We start from the raw sequence: 17,680 nt of genomic DNA, 5'->3' as shown, positions 1-17,680 counted from the left end.
AGTCGCCGGCCGGCAGCGTCAGCACCCCGGACGCAAGAACCCCCCAGCAGGAGGCAGGCGGTCATCCCAAGCATGTCGCGCTGCCTATAGCGCCATACCGCGCGGGCGAGCATCGCAGCGGTAATGGCGGCGATATAGTCGGGATGAGGCTCATTTTTCGTCGAGACGTGACTCGTACAGAATGAAATAGCTCTCACCGAGCGGGTCTAACACCAAGCGACCGCTCTTGAGAAAGCTCTGGCCGAATATCGCCTGGTAGGCCCGGCTGCCATCGTCAAGACCGGAAAGAGCGGTCATCTCCACTGTGCCCTGCAAGTCTATTTCTGGGATGTCTATGTGGATGCTAATGGCGATAAAGCGTTTCTTCGCCGTGTACGGTCTTGACGCTGGCTACCGCGCCTGTCCGAGGCGCCGTTAAGGTCTGTACAATGCCAGCATCCAGTAAGATCTCGTCTGCGCCAGTGTCGATCAGCGCCCGTATCTTCCTAAAGGTCGGCGCGAAACCCACAGCTAAGTCGATAACCGGGGACTTCAATGAATCCGGATCATCCTCGAACCCTGGCCTGGTTGCGTAATGCACCGTGAGCCGTCGGCTTGCTCCCCCGGCACTCATCGATTTCCCTTCCGAAACGCCACAAAGCCAAAGAGGACAGCGGCCCCGACGTCGAGCACGGCCCAGAGTTCCCGCGGCAAATAGACTGGCATGAACGGATTGAACACCAGCGCAGCGGCAAAGAGTGCCCAGGCTAGGTTGCGGTTTTCTTGGCCAGTGCGCCAGACCATAGCGCCACAGTAGGCGCCAGCAAAGAAGCCCACAACTCGGAGCAGTTGGTAATAGCCATAAGGCCAGGGCGCAACGGCCAGTAGCATCGCTATGGCAGTCACGCTAGCGATCAGCCGGACAGTTCCGGCAGGCGTCGACAGCATGGTCTTCAGCATTTTAGTGGCAGTGATATTCGCCGGTCTTGTGATTGGTATGGCAACCGTTTTGGTCCGTGCCACCGCTGTGTGCATGGGCGCTGGTCGCGAACGCGATGATTGCAGCCGACAAAGCAGCGACAAATGTTGTTTTCATAATCATTCCCCTCCCAAGTATTTTTTCCAAAAAGCACTATTGCGGCGGCAGTGCAAGGGTAGGACCGCTCATTCGGCTGAACGGGACGGCGTGGGCTTGGCGTGCCAAGCCGGATCTCTTGCTTCGTGCCTCCTCCAGTGCTGCGCTCTGGGGGAGCGCTAGACGGTTTAGTGAACACCCCAAATCGCGGCCATAACGACCAGTACGGTGCCGATCCAGTAGAGACCGCGGAACCACCAAAGGTTTACTCTCTCAGTCAGCGTGACGCCGCTCCAAGTTTGAATTTCCCAACCTTTAAGTGCGAGCGTGGCCCAAAGAAGGATTGCCGTTCCCAAGGAAGCCGCCACAGCCAACGCAAATGATCCCAGATCGAAGAGGAATGCCGTTATCCATCCCATCAACGCGCCGACGACAACGGCAGAGAGTCCCCATGCAGCTGAGTGTCCAAAGGCTTGCCTTACTGCTCGAATGCCAGTGGCGGCCTGTGGTCGCTGCGTATCGCTATCCAGAATGGCGTTATCTTGCCGCTCATGTTCTTCGAATCGCGCAGGCGCAAAAGCAGCAAGCCAACACAATAAGAGAATGCGCCAAGGGGACGCCGGCGTAGGCCTAGTAGATGCCATTGCTGTTAGCCCTTCCGCAACCTCACGCCTGCGCCGCCGCCATTCTCGGGGATGACCTCGACGCCGGCCGCCGTCGCCTACAAGCCTTTGGACACTGCCTACTTTGTCAACCCCAGCGTCTCGGCTAAACCCGCACCCAAGTACGCAATGAGGATCGCGCCCAGTGGTGGGATCGAAGCGAGGACAACAAGCCAGAAGATGGTCCAGAAGATGTGGAAGACCAGCATTCGTTCACCCCTGTTGTTGCGACCGCCAGCTTCGGTCCCGCGCCACTCGAGTTATGCCCATCAGTTCCTTTACACGCAAGGGTCGACGCTAAAGGGGAGTGCTTGACGAAATCCGAAAACACGGGCTCACTAAAATGAGCCTAATCACTCCGATTTAGCGGTAGTCGAATGCGGTCAATCATCTCAACGGTCCTGATTCTTCTAGCTTCCGATGCCGCCATCGCGCAGGAAGCTCCGCTCGAACAGCAGCGATGCTGGCTTGGTGGCATGGGGTACTCCATTGGTTCAACCGTAAGAGCAAATGATGCGGTTATGGTATGTTCGCCGACGTTTGTCTGGCAGAACACCAACACCTCAGCTTCAGGCTGCATCTACAAGGGCGAGTTCTATAGTACGGGCGCGATTGAGGGCGGGAAGGACAGCCCCAAGAATGAGTGCCAACCGGACGGGACTTGGGCTTCCGTTGCGCCCTAGGGTGCGCCTCGTGTTGAATAAGCGGCGACCGAACCCAGATTAATGGTTGCATTCCTGGACGCAAGCTTCGCCCCCACAAGGGCGCGATATCTATTCCGTGATTGCCGGGTGCGGCTTGCCGCTGTCGCGAAGAACCTTCGCCAGTTTCTTGAACAGATGAGGGTTGCCTCTGGCGCTGGAAGCATTTGCGTTCACCGTTGAAAGGCCCTGGCCCTCAATGCTCAGATGGATGTCGCCGGCTTCGATGTCGAACCAGACCCCGATCTTCGGATATACCGTCTTCCCACTGCGCTCACCCATATGCCAAGCCCTCCCGCGGTAAGCATCGCGCAACCCCGAAGCCCACGCAAGGCGGCTCCCTTGGAGCACAAGAGGCGCTAGTCTCGCGGCCTGTCCGGTGGAAGTGGCACCTCAGAAGGAAGGGAAGGATTTGGCGTGCTGGTCTGAGGCTGCGCTTTCGTTGTCTGCGTCGGCGTCGGCGAGACAATTCGTTGCCCTTCCAAAAACAGCATTGTGACATAGCCCGAGATCGAGGCGACGGTTGCCAATAATAATAGCATCAGGGCGGTGGAGAGACCGCGCCGTCTCGGTCGCGAGCTTGGTAGCTGCGCCGCTGCTTCGGTGATCGGGATTATGGGATCATGGCTTCCGGCGCGTTTCCTCGTCAAATTGATATTTGCGCGCACCACGCCAGTTGGCCTGGAACTCTTCTTTTGCCATCGCCCCAACTAGCCGCCGCTGTCTATGCCGCCGCCCTTCTTCAACCTCACGCCAGCGCCGCCGCCATCCTCAGTGGCTCGTGTAGTTGCCGTCAACGACGCCACCGAGGTTCTCGTCAAGGCTTCCCTTTATGATGGCTACGCCCTTGCCATGCGCGTCGGCTGCATCGCAATACGCGGCGATCGCGATGCTCAGTCGCCCATCGTGACCCGCAGCCATCCATCTTTCGGTCGAGACGTGGACGAATATCCCAGGTCCGCTGAAACCGGTAGCATCGCTGCGCCTAATGCGGTCTATCGTGTTATCCCACGAAGCAAGCACGGCTTTCGGGTTGATCTTGGCGCAGCCCTCGTAGACCCCGGCATTGACACCCGAAGATGCGGCGGTGCCCACCGGACTCACGTCTTCAGGGCCCTTGAATATCCAAACAAAGCCGATCACGACGACAGCGACGAGTGCAATTCTTGCTCGTTCGCCCATACTTCCCTCCCGTTCCCCAAGGGTAGCATCGCGCCGGCTGAGTGCGAACGCAAGCCGGCTCTCCGAGGGGAGCCAGGGCTTTAGCGTCCGCGACTTCGAGCCAAACGTCGCGGCCGGGGATGGACCCAGAGTTGAGGACAACAAGATCATACTCGATACCGGTGTTGCCGCCGGTGGGTCTTAACCATCGCCCTGATGAGCGGGCAATACTGTCGACGCCAGAAATGCAGCGACAGTCCAAGGGCGATCACTGTCGCGAATACCCCCGCAACGTTGAGCCAGTCCACGCTGAGCAACCAATAGATGAGATCTTTCACTGCCCCCATCCTCTTTTGTCGCGCCTGCCGACTGTCGCAGGAAAGAACTGGCACCGCAATTTGGCACGGGGGCTTTCCACTTCCGGGTCTTGATCTACTGGAAAAAGGAGATCAGCTTTTGGACCGGGAGGATTCAAAAATGCCCAATGAAATGAAAGTGCTTCTCCGGCAGGACGGGAGCATTCGGAATGATCCTGGTCCGCCGCTCGACAAGCTATACGAGAGTATCACGATCAAAACATCGTCAGTGGAATACGTGTTTAATGGACGAAGCGACACGGCCCGAGGGGCGCTTGACTACATTCGGTTAGCTCACGCCAAACACGGAACCGCGACTTCCAAAGATAAGGCTTGCCATGCTGCGATCAAAGCGGACAAAGGCGCCTTAGCCCACATTGTCTTCAAAAACGGCTAGACGAACGGGCTGCTGCCTCATGTGGGCGGGCTTTAAGTCGCGCCCTAGTGCGCAAATCATTGGCCTACCATCAGCATGCACGCCGCCAACACTTCGCGAACGTCGTTGTATCCGTAACGCACGGTGGAGCAAACGTCGCTGCAACGCACGCTTGGATGTCAACGCGGTGGGATTGGTAGTCTTTGCCCGTTGCAGCACTTGTTCCGACGATCAAGTCGTGGACGAAGCCGACACGGTTCGAAGCTGATGATTCGTTATATTGGTCGCAGGTTGAGGCTAACGTCAGCCCGCCGAAATCGTCGGCGGATGACGGAAGAGATGTGAGAGCTAACAAGCATCCAGCAATTATAACTTTTGGCATTATCGCTTCCCGTGTTTAGGTGGCCCGCGCGGGGAGGCAGCTAGGACTTTTGGTGCACTTGGCAGGGTTCGAACCTGCATCTACCCGGGAGGTCCCGCTCTGTCCTAGATTGAGCTACGAGCGCTAATTTTGGCAGGCTAAAAGAACGGGGTCGTTCGAGCAATTTAGAGATTGGGCTAACCAGCACATGCATTGGACGTAGTGGCAACATGCGATGATGAAGTACACGCTTTCGCCCCGCTGCCTGGTTCTTACATTCTACACCTTTGCGCCTCATCCAATGTCGTCGCCCTGCGGACGCAACTGACAAGCTCGTCGGCGCTGGTTTGTGTACGGCTCAATTGGGAAGATGCAGTCTCGTAGTCGGTCTTCAGATCGTTGAAGGTTGCCAAGAGTGCGTTGAACTTGGTGACCTTGTCATCGATCTCCTCGACTGCCTTATCGAACTGCGACCTGCAGACAAATCCTTTGTAATCGCAGGTGTAGGAATCGAAGCAGACCGAATCCCTAGCTACGCATTGGGCTCCGCTTTTGCAGACGACGGCACCGTAATCTAGGCAAGCCGGCTCGCCGAAAGAGCAAGAGAAAGACTGGCCGGCCGCGGCGGGCAAGGCACAAAGGCAGAGCACCAAGATCGCGAGAAACGGTTTCGGCCAGCCCATGATCGCCTCCCATGCCCAGGCATTGGGTATACTCGCAGGATGGCAGGCCAGCGCAAGTTGCCTCACGGTGGCGGGCTTTTTAGTTGGCGTCTGATGCGGGTCAGCAATTGCGCCCGCCGCTCGCCCAATAGGTACCACGTGCGGTCCGGCGTAAAATTCCGGTTGTGGTCAGAGAGTCTATCCATGTGCTGATCGAACTTATCGCAAGCTTCAAGAAAACTGTCGACCAGGCCAATCACGGGATCCGTAGGAAGCTTCTGGGTCAGCCATTCTTGAATGGTCATGCCTTTTGCTTCAGCCCTTCGTTCTTCGTACCGTCGTTTCGTATCGCCGAGCGAGGCGACCCTCAGCCTAATCTCTTCAGACCGGTCGCCGTAAGTGCGAAGCCGGGCGTTCAGCGGGCGTGCATTGAAGTCGAAGTCTGCTTCGTGTTCAGGCGCCGGGGCGAACACAATGCGGCGCTCGTTCTGAGGCTTTGGCGTGATGTCGACATACTGTCCGGCCCCGTCGAGCCACACAGCGTGAAACTCTGCAGTGAGAAAAACTCCCGGCCACTCCCAGATAATCCAGCCGAAACAGATCCCACCACCGTCGTTGCGGACCTTTTCCAGTACGCCGGTGTTGCAGAACCCATAGAGCCCATATGGATCATCGACGACCGGGACGAAGGCAGGTGCGGATGCCCCGACCAGTGCAGCCAACCGTTCTACCTTGGGGGTGATGGTCGCAGGAGTGGTTTCGCTTACGTCTGTATCGCCTGCAGCGTCACTAAACCGCTTCGCTGAGCGTGGTTTGGCCGCGGCGAAGGAAAGCGTCATAGCGGATCGGCAATGAACCGCAGGAATGCGTCGCCGACGCCGGTGCTCCTCTTGGCGAGGAACACGCCTGATGTTCCCATTGCCATCATACCGCTTGTATCGGCCAAACCCTCGCGGTGCAGGTCGGACAGCACGCGGGTCAGAGCGCCATGCGATATGGCACTCTCGGGCAACGCGGCTTGAAGGACCGACATCTGGGCGCCGGCCATCATCTGGCTTGCCTTCTGCTTCATCTCGGGCGACGACGAGGGATCGGCCAACAGCTTCAGAACTCGCATGTGTGCAGGCGACAACCGTTCGATGTAGCTGAAGAACGTACCTCGGAGAACATCCTCGACCTGGAGCCCGGCGGCAATGTTGAGGACACCGTTGCGGAGCGCTTCGATCTTCTCTTGCTTCGCAGTCCTGACGGCGGCCGTTGTCGCTTCTGCCACGGCTGATATGAAGTCGTCATTTTCGTCCAGCTTCGATGGATCAAAGTCCTGCAGACGATCCTGGAGATCGCGCAGGCCTTCGCCTACTTTGGTGAACCACTGATCCCGCCTTTTCTGTAGCGGAGCGGCGACAAACCTTTCGACGATCAGTCCGATGCCATAGCTGGCGCCAGGAATGAGACTGGCGGACGCAGCCGCGTCGATCGCAGTTCGTGCCACGTGATAGGGGCCGGAGTTTGCATCCTTCTCGGGGTACGCCGGCAGGCGCTCTTTTTCGTCGCTCATTCATTCCCCCCTCATGTCGCATCCATGTCGCACGGACTGGCGGATAGTCGCAGGAAACCGTTGGAAATCAACGGTAGCCAGTTGCAACACGATGCGACATGAAAGACCTGGAGTGGCAAAGTTTCCCACCCCGCAAGCGATTGATTTTGTTGAGGAAAGAGATGGTGCCCAGAGGCGGATTCGAACCACCGACACGCGGATTTTCAGTCCGCTGCTCTACCAACTGAGCTATCTGGGCCTCGCCGGCAAACGAGACATCGCCTGACCGGATTTCAGGAAAGCGCCGTGGCGCACCCCTTGAAAGCGCGTGGGTTATAGCACGGGAATCCGGCCTGTCCAGCGCCTAAGCGCTGATTTTCCGGGGCAATTGTCGCAGACAATACCGACGCCGGCAAAGCAGCAATTGCGTAAGGTCGGCGAAGTGGAATTGCGCGGCCGGCACCGCCCAAACCCTACTTCGGCTCGTCGCTCTCGTCCTCGTCATCCCGCGCGGTGATGACATAGGCGCCCTTCAGCCAGCGGTTGAGGTCGATGTCCTTGCAGCGCTTCGAGCAGAACGGATAGGTCTCGCGCGCCGACGGCTTGCCGCATTCGGGGCAGGGGCGCTTCGGGCGCAGTGGTGTGACCTTATCGTCCAGGCTCATGGCCGCGCGGTATGCCAGCTGGTGTGGACCTTGAAGCCTTCGCCCGAAAGCAGCGCCACCGTCTCGTAGAGCGGCAGGCCGACAATGTTGGTGTAGGAGCCGACCAGCTTGACGACGAACGAACCGGCGAGACCCTGGACGGCATAGCCCCCGGCCTTGCCGCGCCATTCGCCGGAGGCGACATAGGCGTCGATCTCCTCGCGCGGAAGCCGCTTGAAGCGTACCCTGGATTCAACCAGCCTTTGGCGCAGCTTGCCGCCCGGCGTAATCAGGCAGATGCCGGAATAGACCCGGTGCGAACGGCCCGAAAGCAGTCCGAGGCAATTGGCGGCGTCGTCCAGCGTCTCGGCCTTGGGCAGGATGCGGCGTCCGACCGCGACCACCGTATCGGCGGCCAGCACGAAGCTTGGCGCATAATCTTCCTCGCTTTTCAGCGACGCCAGCGCCTTCTCCGCCTTTTCCTTCGACAGCCGCTTGGCCAGCGAGCGCGGATGTTCGGCGCGCAGCGGCGTTTCGTCGACATCGGCCGGCAGCACGCGGCCCGGCTCGATGCCGGCCTGTTGCAACAGTTCGATCCGGCGCGGCGAACCAGAGGCAAGCACGAGCTTCTGCAGGATGCTCATCGCGGTTCGCGCCGGACTGTTACTTGAAACGGTAGGTGATGCGGCCCTTGGTCAGGTCATAGGGCGTCATCTCGACCAGGACCTTGTCGCCGGTCAGCACACGGATGCGGTTCTTGCGCATGCGGCCGGCCGTATGGGCGATGATCTCGTGTTCGTTTTCGAGCTTCACCCGGAACATCGCGTTGGGCAACAATTCCGTCACGACACCCGGAAACTCGAGGACTTCTTCCTTCGGCATTCGATACCTTTGCTTGGATTGCAGTTCCGGCGCCCTGGAGCGCCCAGGCCGGAATTTCGGCGGAACCTATATGATAATCGTGCGCTTGTGAACACGCTTAGATCGCGTCATAAGCGACGCGCTCCAAGCTTTCGTTTTATGCATGTCGTTGTCTCAAAACCGGGACCGCTTTTGAGCGACATGCATCAATCCGCCGCGTTTTTTACCTCCGGAAGCAGAAAACGTCGGCTAATGCGCGCTTTCAGCCGTTCTCTCACGTCGCGATAGCTGGCCATGATCTGCTCGCGCCTGCCGCCGACATCGGTCGGATCCGGCATCGGCCAGTATTCGACGTCGACGGCAAGCGAGCGGGTGAGTTCGAGCGCGGCGTGGTGGGCTTCCGGCGCCAGGGTGACGATCAGGTCGAAATAATCGTCCTCGAGATCGTCCATCGAGCGCGGCTGGCGCTCGCCCAGCGTCAGGCCCTCTTCGGCCAGCACCGCGTCGACGAACGGATCGCGCTCGCCCCTGTGCACGCCGGCAGAGGCGACGAAAGTGGCCGGCGGCAGCATGCGCCGCGCCAGCTGCTCGGCCATCGGCGAGCGCACGGCGTTCATGCCGCACAAGAACAGGATCGAGCGGGGCGCCCCAGTCAGGTCTAACCCCGCCAGTGCAGCACACAGACCAGCGTGAACAGCCGCCGCGCCGTGTCGAAGTCGATGTCGATCTTGCCGGCCAGCCGGTCCATCAACGTCTGCGAGCCTTCATTGTGCAGGCCGCGCCGGCCCATGTCGATCGCCTCGATATGGCTCGGTGTCGAGGAGCGGATGGCGTCGTAATAGCTTTCGCAGATCAGGTAGTAGTCCTTGACGATGCGCCTGAGCGGCGTCAGCGACAGGATATGGGTGACGACATCAGCACCATCCTCGCGGGCGACCGCAAACACCAGCCGGGATTCGGCCAGCGAGAGCTTCAGCCGATAAGGCCCGGCGCCGTCATCATTGACCGGCTGAAAGCTGTTTTCTTCGATCAGGTCGAAGATCGCCACCGCGCGCTCATGTTCGACATCGGGCGTCGAACGGCCGATCGATTCGTCGAGCTCGACATCGATCAGCCTTGCGCGGGTTTGATCGCCGTCCGCCATCGCCGCCTACATGTTCAGCCGGATGGCGACGGAGCGGCCATGCGCGTCGAGGCCTTCCGCCTTGGCCAGCGCAATCGCCGCCGGCGCAAGTGCTCTCAGCTGCTCCGGCCCGAGCTTCAGGATCGAGGTGCGCTTGACGAAATCGAGCACCGACAGGCCCGAAGAGAAGCGCGCCGAACGCGCCGTCGGCAGCACGTGGTTGGAGCCGCCGACATAGTCGCCGATGACTTCGGGCGTATGGCGTCCCAGAAACACAGCACCCGCATTGCGCATCCTGGCCAGGAAGCCTTCGGCATCGTCGATAGCAAGCTCGACATGTTCCGCGGCGATGCGGTCGACCAGCGGCAGCGCGGCCTCGATGGTCTCCACCAGGATCACCGCACCGAAATCGCGCCAGCTGGCAGCCGCCGTCTCGGCGCGCGACAGGTTCTGCAGCTGCCGCTCGACCGCCTGTTCGACGGCCTTGCCGAAGGCCGGATCGTCGGTGATGAGGATCGACTGCGCCGACACGTCGTGCTCGGCCTGCGCCAGAAGATCGGCGGCGATCCAGTCGGGATCGTTGCTGCCGTCGGCCACCACCAGCACTTCAGACGGTCCGGCAATCATGTCGATGCCGACCGTGCCGAACACCTGGCGCTTGGCGGCGGCGACATAGGCATTGCCTGGTCCGACGATCTTGGCGACCGGCCGGATCGTCTGCGTGCCATAGGCAAGGGCGGCAATCGCCTGCGCGCCGCCGACGCGGTAAATCTCCGAAACGCCTGATATATCGGCTGCCACCAGCACCAGCGGATTGATGATGCCGCCCGGCGCCGGCACGACGATGACGATGCGCTCGACGCCCGCCACCCTGGCCGGCACGGCGTTCATCAGTACCGAGCTTGGATAGCTTGCCGTGCCGCCCGGCACATAGAGCCCGACCGCCTCGATCGCCGTCCAGCGCGAACCCAACTCGACCCCGGCGGCATCGGTATAGCGATCGTCCTTGGGCATTTGTCGCTCGTGATGGGATCGGATGCGGTCGCGCGCGAACTTGAGCGCATCGACCGTCTGCGGATCGGCGTCTTTGTAGGCCTGCGCGATGTCGTCCTTCGACACGGCAATGCCGAGGCTATTGAGGTCGGCCTTGTCGAATTTCAGCGTGTAGTCGACCAGGGCAGCGTCGCCCTCGGCACGAACCCGCGCAATGATGGCGCGCACGGCAGTGTCAACGTCTTCCGATACCTCCCGCTTGGTGGTCAGGAAGGCGGCGAAACGCTGCTCGAAACCGGCATCGGACTGGATAAGCGTAATGGCCATCGGCTGCGTCTAGATCGTGATGAGACTTGGTTGAAATCTCATCACGATCTAACCCTTTGTTGGAGCAAGATCTCTGGACAAACGATTCCCGTTTTGTCCAACAAAAACCGGCACCCACTTTTTGGGATCATGCTCTAGACCCTGTGCACCGGACGCGAGGTGGCTTCCCAGGCGCCGCCTATGTCGGCAAGCCGCGCCTCGATGCATTCGACGTCGAGCATGATCGCGCCGCCGCCGGAAAAGACCAATTCGACGATGCCGGCCGGCTTGCTGATTTCGATAAAGCTGATTGCCAGAAGCGACAGCACCTCGGCCGGCCGATCGCGGGCAATGCCGCTGGTCTTGGCGCCGAGCACGCGGTCGAAATGCAACACGGCCTGGCGCCGCTCATTGTGCTGGCTGAACAATCCGGACTTCGCCTCCCAGACGAAGCGTTTCATGGTCAATATGAAACGCTTGGCCGAAGGCAGGTATTCGAGATCCGAGACCTTCATCACGGCGTCCTGGACGTGAGCCGAGACGATGCTCAGATCCTGATCGTCGAGCGCAATGAGTTTGAGGGCTGCCATGCCGAATGCACACCTGAAAGTTGGTTTCAGCCTTCTGTTAGGCGGTCTTTCCGGTCGGTGCAACCGCGACACAAATTCAACCCGAGGCTAGCGCCTCGGGTTTGAAGTGTTGGCGGTGAATGGAGGCAGCACCAGACGCCTGTCTGTCTGAAGCAACTGCCGTGCGGTCAAGCCGAAATCCGCTCGATCACCGCGCCGCAATTGGACAGCTTTTCTTCCAGCCGCTCAAAACCGCGGTCGAGGTGGTAGACGCGGTTGACCGTCGTTTCGCCTTCGGCCGCCAGACCGGCGATGACCAGCGACACCGAGGCGCGCAGATCGGTCGCCATCACGGGCGCGCCCTTCAGCTTGGAGACGCCGTCGACGATCGCCGTTTGGCCGGACAGCGTGATGTGGGCGCCGAGCCGGGCCAGTTCCTGCACATGCATGAAGCGGTTTTCAAAGATGGTCTCGGTGATGCGCGACTTGCCCTTGGCCATGGTCATCAGGCCCATGAACTGCGCCTGCAGATCGGTCGGGAAGGCCGGGAACGGCGCCGTCGTTACGTCGACCGGCGAAATGCCGGCGCCGTTGCGCCGGACGCGAATGCCGGAATTGGTCGGCGTGATCTCGGTACCGGTCTGGGCAATCACATCCAACGCGGTCTGTAGCAGCTCGGGGCGGGCGCCTTCGAGCACGACATCGCCGCCGGTCATGGCCACAGCCATGGCATAGGTGCCCGTCTCGATGCGGTCGGGGATGACGCGCACGCGCGCGCCCGAAAGCGAGTCGACGCCGTCGACGGTGATGGTTGGAGTGCCGGCGCCTGAAATTTTTGCGCCCATGGCGTTGAGGCATTCGGCGAGGTTGACGATCTCGGGCTCGCAGGCGGCGTTTTCCAGCACCGTCTCACCCTTGGCGAGCGCTGCCGCCATCATCAGCACATGGGTGGCACCGACGGAGACTTTCGGGAACACATAGCGATTGCCGACAAGGCGGCCGTTCCTGGTCTTGGCCAGCACATAACCAGTGTCGACATCAATGTCGGCGCCCAGCGCCTGCAAGCCCTCGAGGAACAGGTCGACCGGCCGCGTGCCGATGGCGCAACCGCCGGGAAGCGACACTTTCGCCTCGCCCATGCGGGCCAGCAGCGGGCCGATCACCCAGAACGACGCCCGCATCTTCGACACCAGCTCGTAAGGCGCGGTCGTGTCGACGATGTTGCGGGCCGAGAAGTTGATGGTGCGCGAATAGCCCTCATTCTGCTTCTCGCGGCGGCCGTTGACCGAATAGTCGACGCCGTGATTGCCGAGAATGCGGATCAGCTGCTCGACATCGGCCAGATGCGGCACGTTTTCCAGCGTCAGCGTGTCGTCGGTGAGCAGCGAGGCGATCATCAGCGGCAAAGCGGCATTTTTCGCGCCCGAAATCGGAATGCTTCCGGCGAGCTTGTTGCCGCCGACAATTCTGATGCGATCCATGAGAGAATGTCCCCTCGGCCCGAAAAGCCGGTTTTCGTCAGTTTGCGTATCGGCCCGTCTAGACCATTGGCCGGCTTGGTTCAAGATTCCTGAGCCCGTTGGCCAAGTTGGCCGGCCAGTGTGGCCGATATCGGTCAGTCCTTGTGCATTTTTTCAGCAGCCGCCAGGCCTTCCGGGCGCTGGTCAGCGTCACCGGTGCGCCGCGAACGCGCTTGCGTCTTGCGCTTCATGAGATTGGCGCGCAACTGCTCGGCCAGACGGTCCTTGCGGTTAGTCCCGTCCTTTTTTGTCGGATCAGCCTTTTTCGGTGGATTTATCTTGTCGTCCATCGTTCCGTCCCGCCCGCGACTGGCAGGGCCTGCCGTTCAAGGGATAGCTAGCATTGTGGCGCCGCCATGTCAGCGAAACTTGTCTGGCAAAGCCTTTCACAGACGCCTTGCGCTTGCCGGTTCTATATGGCAGAAGCCCCGCCATCAGCGGCTGCGGTAGCTCAGTGGTAGAGCACTCCCTTGGTAAGGGAGAGGTCGAGAGTTCAATCCTCTCTCGCAGCACCAGTTCATTCCTTTGATTTTAAAAAGATGCAGTCGCGAAGTCGGGGTCTCGTTGCGGACCAAAAAAGCCGGCTGACGCAAAAGTGCCAATCCCGCGCATCCAACCGTGGCCCCCTCGCCCGGAAACATTGAGAGAAAGAGGCTTTACGGGGCCGGACGACTGCTCAACAAGTCCGGACCTGTCAACTCATGAACAGGCCGGACTGGCCGTATCCGGCATGCTGAACACTACCGCTCGCACGCTGAAAGCCAGCCGCCTCGTACGCATATCCACGACAAGAACACAGCTCGCCCAAGGACTTGCCATCGGCCGGCCATCATGATGCCATCTCGCCTGCGGAAGATAGCGTTGGGTTTTGGGGTAGAGAATGCTCTTTGGGCGAACGGCAGGTGCGACAGGGCGCGTGTGCGCGGCAATTGCTGCGGCACTGGCGCTGTGCCTATGCGCGTTTGGCCCCGCTTTGGCTGAAGAGCCGAAGGCGCTGAAAGGCGTCGCGCTCATCATCGGTCAGTCCGACTACCAGCATGTCGGCAAACTGCCCAATCCGGAAAACGACGCCCGCGCCATCGAGGAGATGTTCGACAGGCTCGGCTTCGAGACCAATGTCGCCACCAACCGCGACGCGCGCAAATTGCGGCGCGATCTCGAAGGCTTCGTCGACGATGCCGAGGGCGCCGATGTCGCCATCATCTACTATTCCGGCCACGGCATCGAAGCCGGCGGCGAGAATTATCTAGTCCCTGTCGATGCCGATATCTCGGCGCTCGACAATGCCGGCGAAAAGCTGGTGCCGCTGTCGTCCATCGTCGCCGAACTGAAGGCCAAGGTGCCGGTCACCATCGTTCTGCTGGACGCCTGCCGCAACGATCCGTTCCCGCCGGGCACGCTCCTGAAGCTGGCGCCGGGCGACGAAGGCAAGCCGATCGGCGCCGGCGGTCACGGGGAAACGCGCGGCGTGGTTTCCCTGAAGGGCGGCACCGACGCCAAGGGCTCGGTCGACGGCAGCCTCGGCCAGGTCATCGCCTTTGCCGCCGAGCCCGGCAAGGTTGCGCTGGACGGTCCGGCCGATGGCAACAGCCCCTATGCGGCAGCGATCCTGCGCCACATCGACACGATGGGCGGCGAGGAATTCGGCACCGTTTTGCGCATGATCGGCGAGGAGGTCTATCTCAAGACCAATGGCCAGCAGCGGCCCTGGGTCAATGAGAGCCTGCGCCGGCTGCTCTATTTCGGTACCCCCGCCGAGGCGCCGAAAGGTGATGAGGGCGAAATCCTCAGGGAGCGGCGCCAGCTCCTGCTGACCATCTCGACGCTACCCGAGCCGGAGCGCCGCCAGATCGAAACCATATCGCGTGACGGCAAGGTGCCGATGGATGGGCTCTACGCCATGCTGAAGGCGCTCGGGGTCGACATACCCAAGGATCCGGCTGAGCTCGACAAGCTGCTGCGTGGCCAGACCGAACGGCTGAAACATGTGTTGGCTGAACGCGAGACTTTGAAAAACCCGGACCCCGAAATTGCCAGGCTATCGAAACTCGCCGAACAGGCGGTTCAGGAAGGCGCGCTCGAAGCGGCGCAGAAATTCAACGAGCAGGCCAAGGCCCGCATCGGCGAACTTTCGTCTACGGTCGACCAGGCCGAGGCCGAGCTGAAGGCAAAGCGGCTGGAATTCGCAAAGGTCTTCGCCAGCAGTGCCAGGACTTATGAAATCTCCTTCAACTTCAAGGAGGCGGCGCAGGATTACGCCAAGGCCTTCGAGCAGGCTGCCAAATGGAGCGACGAAGACGCGTTCTACTACAAGGCGGCAGAGGCCAACGCTCTGTCGGAACAAGGGGACTTCTCCGGCGACAATGCGTATCTCGCCCAGGCCCTGACAGCCTATGAACAGGCATTGACCTATGTCACCCGCGAAAAGTTGCCGCTACTTTGGGCGGCCACCCAGAACAATATGGGCGCCACGCTTGCTACGTTGGGCGAACGGGAAGCCGGCCGCGAAAACCTCGACAAGGCAGCTGCCGCCTATGAGCAGGCGCTGACCGTCTATACGCATGACGCCTACCCCGACGACTGGGCATCGACCTATGGCAATCTGGGCACGGTCTACTGGCGGCTCGGCCAGCGCGAGAACGGGACGGCGCTTCTGGAGCGGGCTGTCGCGGCATTCCGCTCGGCGCTCGAGGTGCAGTCGTTGAAGAAACTACCGCTGGAATGGGCGGCGACGCAGAACAATCTCGGCATCGTGCTGTCCGAAATCGGCGACCGCCAGACCACATCGGACAGTTTCCGCGCGGCGATCGAGGCGCATCGTGCGGCATTGACGGAATACAACAGAGAGCGCGTACCGCTCGACTGGGCATTGAGCCAGATCAATCTGGGTGTCGTTCTGGCGAGCCTCGGCGCGCGCGAAAAGGATGTACCGACGCTTGAGCAATCGGTCGCGGCCTTCCAGGCGGCGGCTGAGGAGATGACCAGGGAACGCGCGCCGGCGCAATGGGCGACCATCCAGAACAATTTGAGCACCGCATTCGAGTCGATCGGCGAGATCAACGGCGATATCGCCGCGTTGCAGCGCGCGCGGGAGGCGGCGGAGGCATCGCTTACGGTTTGGACGCGCGAGCACGCCGCGGCGAGCTGGGCCAACGGCCAGCTGACGCTCGGCAACGCCTTGCAGCGCCTCGGCGCCAAGCAGAAGAACAAGGAACTGCTGCTGCAGGCAGCCACCGCGTACCAGGCCGCTCTGTCCGAATATCCGCGTGAGAAACTGCCGCTCGACTGGGCTTCGCTGCAGCAGAATCTGGGATCGGTCAACGACACGCTCGGCGGTCTCGATACGGGAACCGATTACTACATTCAGGCGGTGACCGCGTATCGTCAGGCATGGGAGGTCTATACCGCAACCGCCGCGCCGGGCGAGTTCGCTTCGATTGGTTACAGCCTTGCAGGCACGCTATCGAACTGGGGCGAACGCGCGGGGGACATCTCGACCCTGCGGCAGGCGATCGATGTCTACGGTCAGGTGCTCAGGGTTCGCACCCGCGACAAGGACCCAGCCAATTGGGCCAAGACGGAATTCCGCCTCGGCTGCGCGTTGATGATGTCAGGCAAGCTGGCCTCTGACGATCAACTGCTGCAGCAATCGGTCGACGCGCTGCGGGCGGCGCTCGACGGGCAGACGAAAGGCGGTGATGTCACGGAGATCGGCCAGACGCGGCGCGTGCTCGGCCAGACCCTGTCGATCCTGGGCGACAATACATCCAACCTGGACTTGCTGGCGCAAGCAGCCGACATGCTGGAAGCCGCGCTCCCCGCCTACTCCAAGGACGCCGACCCGGAGGAGTGGGCCAATATCAATTACGACCTCGGCTTTGCCCTCTACAGCCAGGGCCGGATTGGTGGCGACGCCACGTTCTACGCCAAGGCCGTGCAGAGCTTCGAGACGGCAGCGCGGATCTACGACGGTTTTCCCAACCGCATGCAATGGGCGCGCACCAAGGGCGATATCGGCAATGCCTTGCTGATGGCCGCGGACGGCAAGGACGTCGAGTTGCTCACCCGCGCGATTGCCGCCTATGACGCAGCGCTCAGCGTGGTAACGCGCGAGAATGCGCTGGCTGTCTGGGAGAACAATCAGAACAATCTCGCCGGCGGGCTGTCGAGTCTTGGTTACTGGGCGAACGATGTCGGCAAGCTGAAACGAGCCGCTCAGATCTACCGCGACCTCGCCACGGTGCGAACGATCACCCGCGATCCCGATCTCTGGATCACCAACCAGACCAGTCTCGCGCAGACGCTGAGCATGATCGCGGCCCGCGAGCCTTCGGCTGAATTGTACGAGGAGGCGATTGTCGTCAACCGGGCGCTTGCCGAGCAGCTCGGTCGCGACCGCGATCCCGAACGTTGGGCCAATGCGCGCAACGAGATGGGCTATGCCTTGACCATGGCCGGCCGCGCCGAAAACAATGTCGCGCATTTCGAGGAGGCGGTGTTGGTCCTGCGCGAGGCGATCGTGGTGCAAAAGAAGATCAATTCGGTGCCGGCTGTCGCCTTCACGCAGGACAGCCTGTGCGACGTGCTGGTCGATCTGGGCGCCGCCCACAAGGACAAGGCGATGACACAGGAAGCGATCGCCGCATGCCAGGACGCGCTCGTCATCTTCCGTGACAAGAAGATGGACGATCTCGCCGCCGGTTCCGAAAAGAACCTCGCCGAGGCACAGGCGTTGCTGGCCGAGTTGCATTAATCCGAGCCCGCGCTCCCGGATGCGGGCGAATGGTGGGCACG

Annotated in this window: 19 protein-coding genes and 3 tRNA genes; 3 read left to right on the top strand and 19 right to left on the bottom strand. The window is 60.9% G+C overall.

The genetic code is table 11. The annotated features are described in order from the left end of the window. Positions 1-150: 150 nt before the first annotated feature. The 5 genes from NLY42_RS31380 to NLY42_RS31365 form a co-directional block, all read right to left on the bottom strand. A complete protein-coding gene (locus NLY42_RS31380) occupies positions 151-297 on the bottom strand; it encodes a hypothetical protein (protein ID WP_023753853.1) in 147 nt (48 codons plus the stop codon). A gap of 312 nt (positions 298-609) precedes the next feature. After that, positions 610-939 (bottom strand): DUF6804 family protein, encoded by a 330-nt coding sequence (locus tag NLY42_RS31375; RefSeq protein ID WP_023756347.1) that lies wholly within the window; start codon positions 937-939, stop codon positions 610-612. Between the two features lies 1 nt (position 940). Beyond that, on the bottom strand, positions 941-1,075 hold the full coding sequence (locus NLY42_RS31885; RefSeq protein WP_023756346.1) for a YHYH domain-containing protein: 135 nt from the start codon (positions 1,073-1,075) through the stop codon (positions 941-943). A 1,414-nt stretch (positions 1,076-2,489) separates the two neighbouring features. Beyond that, the gene (locus tag NLY42_RS31370) at positions 2,490-2,699 is read right to left on the bottom strand and encodes a hypothetical protein (RefSeq protein WP_023753860.1); all 210 of its coding nucleotides are present in this window, start codon (positions 2,697-2,699) and stop codon (positions 2,490-2,492) included. A 489-nt stretch (positions 2,700-3,188) separates the two neighbouring features. Next, a complete protein-coding gene (locus NLY42_RS31365; protein WP_156933730.1) occupies positions 3,189-3,599 on the bottom strand; it encodes a hypothetical protein in 411 nt (136 codons plus the stop codon). Between the two features lie 456 nt (positions 3,600-4,055). On the opposite strand from NLY42_RS31365, the gene NLY42_RS31360 reads away from it, so the two are divergent. After that, positions 4,056-4,331: a hypothetical protein gene (locus tag NLY42_RS31360; RefSeq protein WP_023756344.1), complete on the top strand. Its 276-nt coding sequence runs from the start codon at positions 4,056-4,058 to the stop codon at positions 4,329-4,331. A gap of 411 nt (positions 4,332-4,742) precedes the next feature. Here the strand turns inward: NLY42_RS31360 and NLY42_RS31355 are convergent. The 14 genes from NLY42_RS31355 to NLY42_RS31290 all read right to left on the bottom strand — a co-directional run bounded on the left by NLY42_RS31355 (position 4,743) and on the right by NLY42_RS31290 (position 13,176). Continuing rightward, positions 4,743-4,816 (bottom strand) — tRNA-Gly (locus tag NLY42_RS31355). A 127-nt stretch (positions 4,817-4,943) separates the two neighbouring features. Beyond that, positions 4,944-5,354: a hypothetical protein gene (locus NLY42_RS31350; RefSeq protein WP_023753864.1), complete on the bottom strand. Its 411-nt coding sequence runs from the start codon at positions 5,352-5,354 to the stop codon at positions 4,944-4,946. Between the two features lie 62 nt (positions 5,355-5,416). After that, complete coding sequence (locus NLY42_RS31345; protein WP_023753865.1) at positions 5,417-6,172, bottom strand: hypothetical protein; 756 nt, start codon at positions 6,170-6,172, stop codon at positions 5,417-5,419. Beyond that, positions 6,169-6,891 (bottom strand): hypothetical protein, encoded by a 723-nt coding sequence (locus tag NLY42_RS31340; protein ID WP_023753866.1) that lies wholly within the window; start codon positions 6,889-6,891, stop codon positions 6,169-6,171. Before NLY42_RS31340 ends, NLY42_RS31345 begins: the two co-directional genes overlap by 4 nt. A 162-nt stretch (positions 6,892-7,053) precedes the next feature. After that, positions 7,054-7,129, bottom strand: a tRNA-Phe gene (locus NLY42_RS31335). A 214-nt stretch (positions 7,130-7,343) separates the two neighbouring features. Next, entirely contained in the window at positions 7,344-7,535 is a 192-nt protein-coding gene (gene yacG, locus NLY42_RS31330; RefSeq protein ID WP_023669280.1) for a DNA gyrase inhibitor YacG, read from the bottom strand. Continuing rightward, entirely contained in the window at positions 7,532-8,158 is a 627-nt protein-coding gene (locus NLY42_RS31325) for a Maf-like protein (RefSeq protein WP_023753867.1), read from the bottom strand. Before NLY42_RS31325 ends, yacG begins: the two co-directional genes overlap by 4 nt. A gap of 19 nt (positions 8,159-8,177) precedes the next feature. After that, the gene (infA, locus tag NLY42_RS31320) at positions 8,178-8,396 is read right to left on the bottom strand and encodes a translation initiation factor IF-1 (RefSeq protein WP_006200926.1); all 219 of its coding nucleotides are present in this window, start codon (positions 8,394-8,396) and stop codon (positions 8,178-8,180) included. A gap of 185 nt (positions 8,397-8,581) precedes the next feature. Continuing rightward, positions 8,582-8,992 carry an arsenate-mycothiol transferase ArsC gene (locus NLY42_RS31315; protein WP_023669282.1) on the bottom strand — a complete coding sequence of 137 codons (411 nt, stop codon included), beginning with the start codon at positions 8,990-8,992 and terminating at the stop codon, positions 8,582-8,584. A gap of 41 nt (positions 8,993-9,033) precedes the next feature. Then, on the bottom strand, positions 9,034-9,519 hold the full coding sequence (locus tag NLY42_RS31310; protein ID WP_023669283.1) for a UPF0262 family protein: 486 nt from the start codon (positions 9,517-9,519) through the stop codon (positions 9,034-9,036). A gap of 6 nt (positions 9,520-9,525) precedes the next feature. Further along, positions 9,526-10,818 (bottom strand): histidinol dehydrogenase, encoded by a 1,293-nt coding sequence (gene hisD / locus NLY42_RS31305; protein WP_023732390.1) that lies wholly within the window; start codon positions 10,816-10,818, stop codon positions 9,526-9,528. 134 nt (positions 10,819-10,952) lie between these two features. Next, entirely contained in the window at positions 10,953-11,387 is a 435-nt protein-coding gene (locus NLY42_RS31300; protein WP_023753868.1) for a DUF2948 family protein, read from the bottom strand. A gap of 167 nt (positions 11,388-11,554) precedes the next feature. After that, the gene (murA, locus tag NLY42_RS31295; RefSeq protein ID WP_023753869.1) at positions 11,555-12,847 is read right to left on the bottom strand and encodes a UDP-N-acetylglucosamine 1-carboxyvinyltransferase; all 1,293 of its coding nucleotides are present in this window, start codon (positions 12,845-12,847) and stop codon (positions 11,555-11,557) included. Between the two features lie 134 nt (positions 12,848-12,981). Then, positions 12,982-13,176: a hypothetical protein gene (locus NLY42_RS31290; RefSeq protein ID WP_023753870.1), complete on the bottom strand. Its 195-nt coding sequence runs from the start codon at positions 13,174-13,176 to the stop codon at positions 12,982-12,984. A gap of 150 nt (positions 13,177-13,326) precedes the next feature. Here NLY42_RS31290 and NLY42_RS31285 point away from each other — a divergent pair. Together NLY42_RS31285 and NLY42_RS31280 are read left to right on the top strand one after the other, a co-directional pair. After that, positions 13,327-13,401 (top strand) — tRNA-Thr (locus NLY42_RS31285). A gap of 365 nt (positions 13,402-13,766) precedes the next feature. After that, positions 13,767-17,639 carry a caspase family protein gene (locus NLY42_RS31280; RefSeq protein WP_084779703.1) on the top strand — a complete coding sequence of 1,291 codons (3,873 nt, stop codon included), beginning with the start codon at positions 13,767-13,769 and terminating at the stop codon, positions 17,637-17,639. The last annotated feature ends 41 nt before the right edge of the window (positions 17,640-17,680 follow it).

This window comes from Mesorhizobium sp. C372A, assembly GCF_030323245.1.
GTDB lineage: Bacteria > Pseudomonadota > Alphaproteobacteria > Rhizobiales > Rhizobiaceae > Mesorhizobium.
Note: the sequence above shows the minus strand (reverse complement) of the source record. Positions and strands in the feature narration are given on the sequence as shown.